The following is a 10,039-nucleotide window of genomic DNA, read 5'->3' as shown; positions in this document are numbered from 1 at the left end:
CCAACAACGCGGTGAAGTTCACGGAGCGTGGCGAGGTGACGATCCAGGTGAGAAAGCGCGAGGAGAGCGAAGGGGAGGTGTTGCTGTACCTGGCGGTGCGGGACACTGGCATCGGTTTGAGCGAAGAGCAGAAGGACCGCTTGTTCGAGAGCTTCCAGCAGGCGGATTCGTCGACGACGCGCAAGTACGGTGGCACGGGGCTGGGGCTGGCGATCAGCAAGAGGCTGGCGGCGCTGATGGGTGGCGAGGTGGGGGTGGACAGCGAGTTGGGGCAGGGGGCGACCTTCTGGTTCACCGCCCGCCTGGGCAAGAGCAGCGAGCAACGCAACCTGCCCCAACCCGAACCCGATCTGCGCGGCAAGAAGATGCTGGTGGTGGACGACAACGCCCGCGCCCGCGAGATCCTCAGCCAGATGTTGCGCCAGCAGACCTTTGTGGTGCACGAGGCGGCCTCGGGCGAAGCGGCACTGCAGCTCATCCAGGAGCACGACGACAACAAGACCCCGTTTGAGCTGGTCTTTCTGGACTGGAAGATGCCCGGCCTCAATGGCCTGGCGGTCGCCGATCAGCTGCGCCGTCAGGTTCTGCGCAAGGTGCCGCCCTGCGTGCTGGTGGCCGCCGACAACAACGACGACATCCGCATGGAGGCCTTCGGTGCCGGCGTGAACGCTGTGATGCTCAAGCCCGTGAACCCCTCGGTGCTGTTTGACACGGTCATGCAGGTGTTGGGCAGCCGCACGCTGCGCAAGGTGGCCTCGGCCGTGGCCGCCTCGCGCGAGATGGACCAGAGCCCCCAGCCGCAAGCGCTGGAGCGCTTGCGCGGCGCCCGTGTGCTGCTGGTCGAGGACAACGACATCAACCAGGAAGTGGCCGCCGGCATGCTGCGCCTGTCGGGCCTGGTGGTGGACATCGCCGAGAACGGGCAGGAGGCCCTGGACCAGATCCGGCGCAGCGACTACGACATCGTGCTGATGGACATGCAGATGCCGGTCATGGACGGCGTCACCGCCACCCAGGAAATCCGCAAGCTCGACGAGTACCAGCACGTGCCCATCGTCGCCATGACGGCCAACGCCCGCCAGACTGACCGCGAGTTGTGCCTCACCGCCGGCATGGTCGACTTCATCACCAAGCCGATCGAACCCGATGATCTGTGGCGTGCCCTGCTGCGCTGGATTCCGAGCCGGGGCGAGGCCGAAGGGGCCCGTGCGCCCGAGGCCAGCGAGAGCCGCAGCGGCCTGGTGGGCAGCGCCGTGCTGCAAATCCCGGGCCTGGATGTGGCGCAAGGCCTGCGCCGCGCCATTGGCAACATCCCCCTGTACCTGTCGCTGTTGCGCCGTTTCGTGGCCGGGCAGCGCAGCATGGGCGACGAGATCCTGGCCCTGGTGCAATCCCAGGACTGGAGTGCCGCCGAAATGGTGGCCCACACCCTCAAGGGGGTGGCCGGCAACATCGGCGCGCATGGCCTGCAGGCGCAGGCGGGGCGTCTCGAAGAGGCGCTGCGTGAGCCGAGCCGCCGCCCCGACGCGCTGACCCAGGCGGGGGTGCTGGCCCGGCAGTTGGCTGAACTGATTACCGGCATCGAGGCCCATTTGTCCCCGCAGCCCTTGGCGACTTCGCCGTCCACGGCCGCGCATTCGGCGCCTGCGTTGAATGCTGCGCTGTCCGCCACTGGGACCGCTGCAACTGCTCCGCCCGTGGGCCCCGACGCCAGCGCCGAGCGCCCGGTGGTGCTGGTGGTGGACGACACACCCGAGAACCTGTCGCTGATGAGCGCCGTGCTCAAGGACCACTACAAGGTGCGCGTGGCCAGCAAGGGCGAGCGCGCCTTGCAGATCGCCCAGGCCAGCCCGGCGCCCGACATCATCCTGCTCGATGTGATGATGCCCGAGATGGATGGCTACGAAGTCTGCCGCCGGCTCAAGCAAGACCCGCGCAGCGCCCACATCCCGGTTCTGTTCCTCACGGCCAAGACCGACATCGAGTCGGAGTCGGCGGGCTTCAAGGTGGGCGGCGTGGACTACATCGCCAAGCCCATCAGCCCGCCGGTGGTGCTGGCCCGGGTGCAGGCGCAGTTGCAGCTCAAGCGCATGGCCGATTTCCTGCGCGACAAGAACGGCTTTCTCGAAGAAGAGGTGGGCAAGCGCACACGCGAGCTCTCGGCCATGCAGGACGTCACCATCCTGGCCATGTCGTCGATGGCCGAGACCCGCGACAACGAGACCGGCAACCACATCCTGCGCACCCAGCGCTATGTTCGCTGCCTGGCGCAGAAGCTGCAGGCCCTGCCCAAGTACGCCCCGGTGCTGACCGATGCCTACATCCACCTGTTGTACAAGTCGGCCCCGCTGCACGACATTGGCAAGGTCGGCATCCCTGACAGCATTCTGCTCAAGCCCGGCAGGCTCACGCCCGAAGAGTTCGAGATCATGAAGACCCACACCACGCTGGGTTACCAGGCCATCGAGCGCGCCGAAAAATCCATGGACATGCACCTGCCCTTTTTGCAGCCGGCCAAGGAGATTGCCCTCTACCACCAGGAGAAATGGGACGGCTCGGGCTACCCCGAAGGCCTGGTGGGCGAGGCGATTCCGCTGTCGGCGCGCCTGATGGCGATCGCCGATGTGTACGACGCGCTGATCAGCCGGCGCGTCTACAAGGGGGCCATGAGCCACGAAGAGGCCATGATCATCCTGCGCCAAGGCCGTGGCACGCACTTCGACCCCGAGGTGTTCGATGTCTTCCTGGAGGTCGAGGCCGACTTCCGGCGCATCGCGATCAGCCTGTCGGATGGGGACCATTGACGGCGGCGGGGCAGGGCGGGTGCGTTTTCTGAGGATGCAAATTCGGAAAGCTTTGTTGGCCTGAGGGCGGGCCTCCGGTGCAATCAGGGCCTAGGCCACTGGCCGCCACCTGCATAGCAACCCACCATGACCGCACCTGCTGCCCGCCCGCCCCGTCAACTGCACATCAACCTCAATGCCTTGCACTCGGGCTTTCTGCCCTCGGCCTGGCGCGTGGCCGAGGCCGACCCCAAGGCCTTCATCGATGTACAGCATTACATCCGGGCGGCCCAGCTGGCCGAGCTGGGCACGTTTGACGCCATCTTCCTGGCCGACAACGCCGCCATCGTCGATCAGATCGATTTCCGCCCCATCACCGCACTCGAGCCCACCGTGCTGCTGGCCAGCGTGGCCGCGGCCACGCGTCGCATCGGCGTGATCGGCACCGCCTCCACCAGCTACAACGAGCCCTACAACATCGCACGCCGCTTTGCCACGCTCGACCACGTGAGCGGCGGGCGCGCCGGCTGGAACATCGTCACCACGGCCGATCTGCCCTCGGCACGCAACTTCGGGCGCGATGCCGTGCCCGAGCACGCCCAGCGCTACCGCCGGGCCAGCGAGTTCACCGAGGTGGTCAAGGCCTTGTGGGACAGCTGGGACGACGACGCCTTTGTGGGCGACAAGGCCTCGGGCCGCTTTGTCGACACCGACAAGGTGCACCCCATCCACCACCAGGGCGAGTTCTACTCGGTGCAGGGCGCGCTGAACCTGCCGCGCAGCCCGCAAGGCCGCCCGGTGCTGGTGCAGGCCGGCGGCTCGGCCGATGGGCGTGAACTGGCGGCCCGCCATGCCGAGGCGGTGTTCTCGGCCTCGCAGTCCTTTGAAGAATCGCTGGCCTACGGGCGTGAGCTCAAGAGCCGGGCCGAGGCCCTGGGCCGCGGCCCCGACGCCGTCAAGGTGCTGGCCGGCCTGACCACCATCATCGGCAGCACCGAGGCCGAGGCCCTGCGCCGCCGCGACGAACTGGTCGACCTGATCCCCTGGCGCTACAGCCTGAACCGCCTGGCCGGCACCCTGGGCATCAGCGCCGACCGCCTGAAGCTCGATGAGCGCCTGCCCGAGAACCTGCCCCTGCCCGGTGGCGGCAACGGCAACCACACCTTCTTCAACTTTGTGCGTGCCCTGGCCACCCGCCACAACTACACGGTGCGCGAGCTGATCCGGGCCCTGGCCGGCGGCGGTGGCCACCGCGTGATCGTGGGTACACCCGAGCAGATCGCCGACGACATCGAGCATTGGTTCCGCGCCGGGGCCGCCGACGGTTTCAACCTGATGCCCGATGTGCTGCCCGGCGGCCTGCAGGACTTTGTCGATGGTGTGGTGCCGCTGCTGCGCCAGCGCGGCATCTTCCGTCACGCCTACGAAGGCAGCACCCTGCGCGAGCACCTGGGCCTGGCCCGGCCGGCGGTGGAGCGCCGCCCGCGCCTGCAGGCCGCCTGAGACCCCGAGCGGCGGGGCCTTGCCCCCTGCATTTTTTGACCGCAGCGGAGCCTTGGGGCCCCGCTGTTGGCTTTGTCACGTTTTCTCAACCCACCCCTCCCTACAACATGAAGCGCAGAACCCTTCTTGCCCGCGGCGCCTTGAGCCGCCTGGCCGTGCCCCTGGCCACCTCCCTTGCCTTGATGGGCGTCGCCCAGGGGCCCGTCCTGGCCCAAAGCGCCAAGCCCGCGAGCGGGGCCAAAGCCGCCGAGCTGACCCCGGTCAGCGGCGGCGTGCTCAACGTGGCTGTGTCGCCCGAGCCCACGCTGCTGACCTCGGCCTTCATCACCACCATGAACATCGGCCAGGTCTCCAGCAAGGTGCTCGAAGGCCTGGTCAGCTTTGACCTGAACCTGCAGCCCGTGCCGGCGCTGGCCACCTCGTGGCAGCTATCGGAAGACGGCCTGACCCTGCGCTTCAAGCTGCGCGAGAACGTGAAATGGCATGACGGCAAGGATTTCACCTCGGCCGACGTCGAATACACCCTGCTCAACGTCTGGAAGAAGCTGCACCCCTTCGGCCGTGCTGCCTTTGCCAACGTCGAGAAGGTCGACACCCCCGACAAATCCACCGTGGTGATCCACCTGTCCTCGCCGGCCCCCTACCTGCTGAACTACATCAACAGCTACGGTGCCCAGATCCTGCCCAAGCACCTGTATGCCGGCACCGACGTGCAGAACAACCCGGCCAACCTGGCGCCCGTGGGCACGGGTCCCTTTGTGTTCAAGGAATGGGTCAAGGGCAGCCACGTGCGGCTGGAGCGCAACCCCCACTACTGGCAAAAGGGCCAGCCCTACCTGCAGGGCATCGTGTTCAAGTTCATCCCCGACGCAGCGGCCCGCGCTGTGGCCCTGGAGGTGGGCGAGATCGACGTGGCCCTGGGCTCCAGCATCCCGCTGTCCAACCTCGAGCGCTTCAGCGACCCGGCCAAATGGACCATCAATCTCGATGATGGCCGCTACCTGTCGACCATCTTCCTGACCCAGTTCAACGTGCGCCGCCCCTACCTGAGCGACAAGCGGGTGCGCCAGGCCTTTGCCCATGCGATCGACAAGAACGCGCTGCTCAAGGTGGTGTTCTGGGGCTATGGCAAGCCGGCCACCGGCCCCGTGCCCTCGTCGGTGGTCAACTATTACTCGCCCGACACCCGCCAATACCCCTATGACCTCAAGAAGGCCGAGGCCCTGCTCGACGAGGCGGGCTTTCGCAAGGGGCCCGATGGCAAGCGCCTGAAGGTCACGCTGGACTACGACGGTGGTGGCGGCACCGCGTCGCGTGAGGCCGAGTTCATCCGGCAATCCCTCGGGCGCGTCGGGGTGGATGTGGTGCTGCGCGGCGGCGACACGGTGAGCTACCTCAAACGCGTGTTCACCGACCAGGACTACGACCTGATGATCTCCAGCCTGCACCGCCTGCCCGACCCCACCCTGGGCGTGCAGCGCCTGTTCTGGACCCGCAACATCATCAAGGGCGCCCCCTGGACCAATGGCTCGGGCTACTCCAACCCCGCGCTGGACAAGATCATGGAAGCCGCCGCCGACGAGGCCAACCCGACCCGGCGCAAGGCCTTGATCACCCAGTGGCAACAGATCGTGCAAGAAGACCTGCCCGTGCTGGACCTGATCGAGCAGACCTGGGTCACCGTCTCCACCGCGCGCTTTCACAAGACCGTGGCGCAGGGCGACGGCCTGTTTGCCTCGTATGCCGATGCCTGGCTGCAGCCGGCCGCGGGCAAGTAAACGCCCCCAATGACAAAGGCCATGGCCCTTTCGGGGCCATGGCCTTGGGGTGCGAGGCTGCAGCCCGACCGGGCTGCAAGTCCGCAACGGTGACTCAGAACAACCCAGTGGTCGGCGGTGCCGTCCCACTCAGGTGCCAGGCCCCGCTGGCGGCGGCCTTCCACTGGCGCGGGTTGTGGTTGGCCACGGTGCGGGCGTTGCGCCAGTGGCGGTCGAGGTTGACGTTGCGGTCGGTGGCTGAGGCGCCGCCCACGTCAAAGGCCAGTTCGGAGGCCTTCAGGGCCGCATCGGCCGCAAAGTACTGGGCCTGGGCGACTTCGATCGAGGCCTGGGTCAGGGCGCTGTTGCTGAGCTGGTCGGCCCAGGCCGCGTCAATCGCATCGGCGGCGCGCAGCACGGTGGCCTCGGCGGCATAGGCCTGGGCGGCGATCTGGCCCACGGTTTCTTGCACATAGGGGTCGTCCACCGAACGGGTGGCCGTGCTGTGGCGGATGGGGCGTGCCTTGTGGCGGGCAAAGGCCACGGCGTCGTTCAGGGCGTTGCGCGCAATGCCGGCCTGCACCGCGGCCAGGAAGAGCTGGAACAGCGGTGCAATCGGGCTGCGGCGGTCACGCGGGAAGGAGTTCACCCGCACCTCTTCGGCCCGCACCAGCACGTTTTGAAAGTGCGTGCTGCCGCTGGCCGTCAGGCGCTGGCCGGTGGTGTCGAAATCGTCCACCAGCTCCAGCCCCGGGCGGTGCCGTGGCACGGTGAAGGCGACCTCGCGGCCTTCCTCATTGAGGGCCAACGAACCGATCCAGTCGGCATACAGGGCGCCGGTGCTGTAGTACTTGCTGCCGCTGATGCGGTAGTGCTCGCCTTCGCGGCGCAACTGGGCGGTGTTGGCGCCATGGGCGCCCCCGCGCTCCAGCCCGGCATTGCCGAAGATCTCGCCGGCCAGCAGGCGTGGGAACCAGCGCCGCTGTTCGGCCTCGGTGCCCCCGTATAGCAGGCTGTCGACGGTGCCGAAATTGGGCCGCAGGGCCTGGGCCACGTTCGAGTCTGCCGCCGCCAGGTCGATCACAAAGCGGATCACATCGTGCACCGAGGCGCCTGGGCCGCCCTGGGCCTTGGGGATGCGCCAGGTCAGCAAGCCGGCCTCGGCGATGCGGCGCACCAGGGCATAGGGCAGCTCGCGCTTGCGCTCGCGTTCGGCGGCACCGGCCGCGATCTCGGGCAGCAGGGCCTGGGCGCGGGCATGCAGGATGGCGGCATCGGCTGCTGGGGGCAGGGCGTGGCCCAGCGGGGCAGGGTGGGGGTTGACCTGGGTGTCGTTGTGATCAGCGGTGGCGGTACTCATGGGACATCCTTCAGAAGGCCGGCACCAGGGCGCCGTTGAACTTGCTTTCAATGAACTGCTTCACTTCGGGCGACTGGTAGGCCGCGACCAGGCGCTTCACCCAGGGCTGGTTCTGATCGGCACGGCGCACGGCGATCAGGTTGGCGTAGGGGCCCTGGGGGGCCTCCTTGATCACGGCGTCGCGCTGCAGCGAGAGGCCGGCTTGCGAGGCGTAGTCGTTGTTGATCGAGGCGATCACCAGGTCGTCCAGCGAGCGCGGCAGCTGGGCGGCGTCCAGCGCCACCAGCTTGAGCTTGCGCGGGTTGCTCACCACGTCCAGCGGGGTGGCATTGTTGTTCTTCACGGCTTCGGGCTTCAGGGTGATCAGGCCGGCCGACTGCAGCAGCAGCAGCGCCCGGTTGCCGTTGCTCGGGTCGTTCTGGATGCCCACCGAAGCGCCCTCGGGCAGGTCGGCGATGGACTTGATCTTGCGCGAGTAAAAGCCCAGCGGCGCGGTGATGGTCAGGCCCACCGGCACCAGGTCAAAGCCGCGGGCCTTGATCTGGTTGTCGAGAAAGGGCTTGTGCTGGAAGGCGTTGGCGTCCAGGTCGCCGGCGGCCAGGGCCGCATTGGGCAGCTGGTAGTCGTTGAAGGTGATCACTTCGATGTTCAGGCCGTCGCGGGCCGCCACCTTCTTGACCACGGCAAAGATCTCTTCGGCGTGGCCGACCGAGATGCCCACCTTGAGGGTCTTCTTGTCCTGGGCCAGGGCAGGGCTCAGCGCGGCCAGCGACAGGGCCAGGGCGCTCAGGCCCAGGGCGAGGTGGCGACGGGTGACGTGGCGACGGGTGGGGCGTGCAGAAAACAGGGACATGGCAAATGCGGGCGGCGCGGGCCGCCTTTTCAGTTCAGACAGGCGGCCCACTGTGCAAGCCTTGGCGCGTGCTGCCAAGGAAGCAATTCGCATGTGCTTATCGGGTGGGCGCGACGCGATGGCCGCTGGGCCGGCTTATGCGCAAACCGGATAAGCGTCGGCTGTTTCATTCGTTCCGCTTCGGCGGGGGCTTGCAGATACTGCGGCCTTTCTTCATCACCCCCCAACCCATGACTGGTTTAACTTCTCCGGCCGCCGAGGCGGCCCCCGTGATCCGGCTGGAGGCGGTGCGCAAATCATTTGCCCTGCCCGGCGGCGCCGCCTTCGATGCGGTGCGCGAGGTGTCGCTGAGCATCCAGGCTGGCGACGTGTTCGGCCTGATCGGCAAGAGCGGCGCTGGCAAATCCACCCTGCTGCGCCTGATCAACCTGCTCGAAAAGCCCGATGGCGGCCGCGTGTTGGTGGCCGGGCGCGACCTGACCGCACTGACGCGCAGCGAGCTGCGCGACACGCGCCAGAACATCGGCATGATTTTTCAGCAGTTCAACCTGCTGCAGAACGCCACCGTGTTCGACAACGTGGCCTTTGCGCTGAAGATCCACGGTCGCCACAGCCGTGCAGAGATCGCCGAGCGTGTGCACGAATGCCTGGCCCTGGTGGGCCTGCCCGAAAAGGCGCAAAGCTACCCGGCCCAGCTCTCGGGCGGCCAGAAGCAGCGTGTGGCGATTGCCCGCGCCCTGGCGCCGCGCCCCCAGGTGCTGCTGTGCGACGAGCCCACCTCGGCGCTCGACAGCGAGACCACCCGCTCGCTGCTGGAGACCCTGCGTGACATCAACCAGAAGGTGGGTGTGACCATCGTCATCGTCACCCATGAGCTGTCGGTGGTCGAGCTGTTGTGCCGCCATGTCGCCATCCTGGAGCAGGGCCGCCTGGTGGAGCAGTTTGCGGTGGACGAGCTGGGCGTGGAACGCCAGACCGTGCTGGGCCGCGAACTGGCCGAGCTGGTGCGCAGCCGCCCGGCCCGCGATGCGGCACGAGACACCTCCCGTGATGCCTCCCGCGCTTCCCTGAATTCTGTCCACGCCAAGGAGTTGGCCTATGCCTGAGAACATCGCCGCCATCCTGCCCGAGCTGTGGGTGGCCACCGCCCAGACCTTTCTGATGCTGGCCATCGGCCTGTCGGCCGCTGTGCTGATCGGCGGCCCGCTGGGGGTGCTGCTGTTTCTGCTGGGGCCGGGCCAGTCGCTGGACAACAAGCCGGCCTTTCTGGTGCTGAACTGGCTGGTCAACACCGTGCGCTCCTTCCCCTTCATCATCTTGCTGGTGGCCCTGGTGCCGTTCACGCGCTCCATCGTCGGCACCTCGATCGGGCCGCTGGCGGCGGCCGTGCCGCTGTCGTTTGCCGCCATCCCCTACCTGGCCCGCCTGGTGGACCAGTGCCTGCGCGATGTGCCGCGCGGGGTGATCGAGGCGGCCCACGCCATGGGCGCCAGTGAGCTGCAGATCGTCTGGCGTGTGCTGCTGGTCGAGGCCCGTTCGGGCCTGGTGCTGGCCCTGACCGTGCTGGCCGTGAGCTTTCTGTCGTACTCGGCGATTGCCGGTGTGGTGGGCGGCGGCGGCATTGGCGACCTGGCCATCCGCTACGGCTACTACCGCTTCCAGACCGATGTGATGGTGCTCACCGTGGCCCTGCTGGTGCTGCTGGTGCAGGCCGTGCAGTTCACCGGCAACACCGTGGCGCGCCGCCTCGACAAGCGCTGAGACCTTTCCCCCATTTTTGAAA

Annotated in this window: 7 protein-coding genes and 1 pseudogene; 6 read left to right on the top strand and 2 right to left on the bottom strand. The window is 67.5% G+C overall.

Going from position 1 to position 10,039, the window contains the following annotated elements; translation table 11 throughout:
* Window positions 1-11: 11 nt before the first annotated feature.
* The 4 genes and pseudogenes from F624_RS35975 to F624_RS0122725 all read left to right on the top strand — a co-directional run.
* A pseudogene (locus F624_RS35975) lies at window positions 12-1,517 on the top strand (response regulator); the annotation flags it as partial.
* A gap of 180 nt (window positions 1,518-1,697) precedes the next feature.
* Window positions 1,698-2,804 carry an HD-GYP domain-containing protein gene (locus F624_RS35970; RefSeq protein ID WP_031255924.1) on the top strand — a complete coding sequence of 369 codons (1,107 nt, stop codon included), beginning with the start codon at window positions 1,698-1,700 and terminating at the stop codon, window positions 2,802-2,804.
* Window positions 2,805-2,930: 126 nt separating this feature from the next.
* Window positions 2,931-4,286 (top strand): LLM class flavin-dependent oxidoreductase, encoded by a 1,356-nt coding sequence (locus tag F624_RS0122730; protein ID WP_019576670.1) that lies wholly within the window; start codon window positions 2,931-2,933, stop codon window positions 4,284-4,286.
* Window positions 4,287-4,393: 107 nt separating this feature from the next.
* Window positions 4,394-6,064: an ABC transporter substrate-binding protein gene (locus F624_RS0122725; protein ID WP_019576669.1), complete on the top strand. Its 1,671-nt coding sequence runs from the start codon at window positions 4,394-4,396 to the stop codon at window positions 6,062-6,064.
* Between the two features lie 94 nt (window positions 6,065-6,158).
* Here F624_RS0122725 and F624_RS0122720 read toward each other — a convergent pair whose 3' ends face one another.
* Window positions 6,159-7,403, bottom strand: coding sequence for an acyl-CoA dehydrogenase family protein (locus F624_RS0122720; protein ID WP_019576668.1), 1,245 nt, complete (start codon window positions 7,401-7,403; stop codon window positions 6,159-6,161).
* 10 nt (window positions 7,404-7,413) lie between these two features.
* Window positions 7,414-8,256, bottom strand: coding sequence for a MetQ/NlpA family ABC transporter substrate-binding protein (locus F624_RS0122715; protein ID WP_019576667.1), 843 nt, complete (start codon window positions 8,254-8,256; stop codon window positions 7,414-7,416).
* Between the two features lie 230 nt (window positions 8,257-8,486).
* Here F624_RS0122715 and F624_RS0122710 point away from each other — a divergent pair, with 230 nt between their 5' ends.
* Together F624_RS0122710 and F624_RS0122705 are read left to right on the top strand one after the other, a co-directional pair.
* Window positions 8,487-9,362 (top strand): methionine ABC transporter ATP-binding protein, encoded by an 876-nt coding sequence (locus F624_RS0122710; protein WP_043426506.1) that lies wholly within the window; start codon window positions 8,487-8,489, stop codon window positions 9,360-9,362.
* Window positions 9,355-10,017, top strand: coding sequence for a methionine ABC transporter permease (locus F624_RS0122705; RefSeq protein ID WP_019576665.1), 663 nt, complete (start codon window positions 9,355-9,357; stop codon window positions 10,015-10,017). The genes F624_RS0122710 and F624_RS0122705 overlap by 8 nt, the downstream gene beginning before the upstream one ends.
* Window positions 10,018-10,039 lie beyond the last annotated feature (22 nt).

Origin of the sequence: Curvibacter lanceolatus ATCC 14669, from assembly GCF_000381265.1 — a bacterium.
GTDB classification, from domain to species: domain Bacteria; phylum Pseudomonadota; class Gammaproteobacteria; order Burkholderiales; family Burkholderiaceae_C; genus Curvibacter; species Curvibacter lanceolatus.
Note: the sequence above shows the minus strand (reverse complement) of the source record. Positions and strands in the feature narration are given on the sequence as shown.

What these genes read in the sequence shown, in the direction of transcription:
- F624_RS0122715 (WP_019576667.1), bottom strand. Translation starts at nt 8,256, where the DNA reads ATGTCCCTGTTTTCTGCACGCCCCACCCGTCGCCACGTCACCCGTCGC.
- F624_RS0122725 (WP_019576669.1), top strand. Translation starts at nt 4,394, where the DNA reads ATGAAGCGCAGAACCCTTCTTGCCCGCGGCGCCTTGAGCCGCCTGGCC.
- F624_RS0122710 (WP_043426506.1), top strand. Translation starts at nt 8,487, where the DNA reads ATGACTGGTTTAACTTCTCCGGCCGCCGAGGCGGCCCCCGTGATCCGG.
- F624_RS0122730 (WP_019576670.1), top strand. Translation starts at nt 2,931, where the DNA reads ATGACCGCACCTGCTGCCCGCCCGCCCCGTCAACTGCACATCAACCTC.
- F624_RS0122705 (WP_019576665.1), top strand. Translation starts at nt 9,355, where the DNA reads ATGCCTGAGAACATCGCCGCCATCCTGCCCGAGCTGTGGGTGGCCACC.
- F624_RS0122720 (WP_019576668.1), bottom strand. Translation starts at nt 7,403, where the DNA reads ATGAGTACCGCCACCGCTGATCACAACGACACCCAGGTCAACCCCCAC.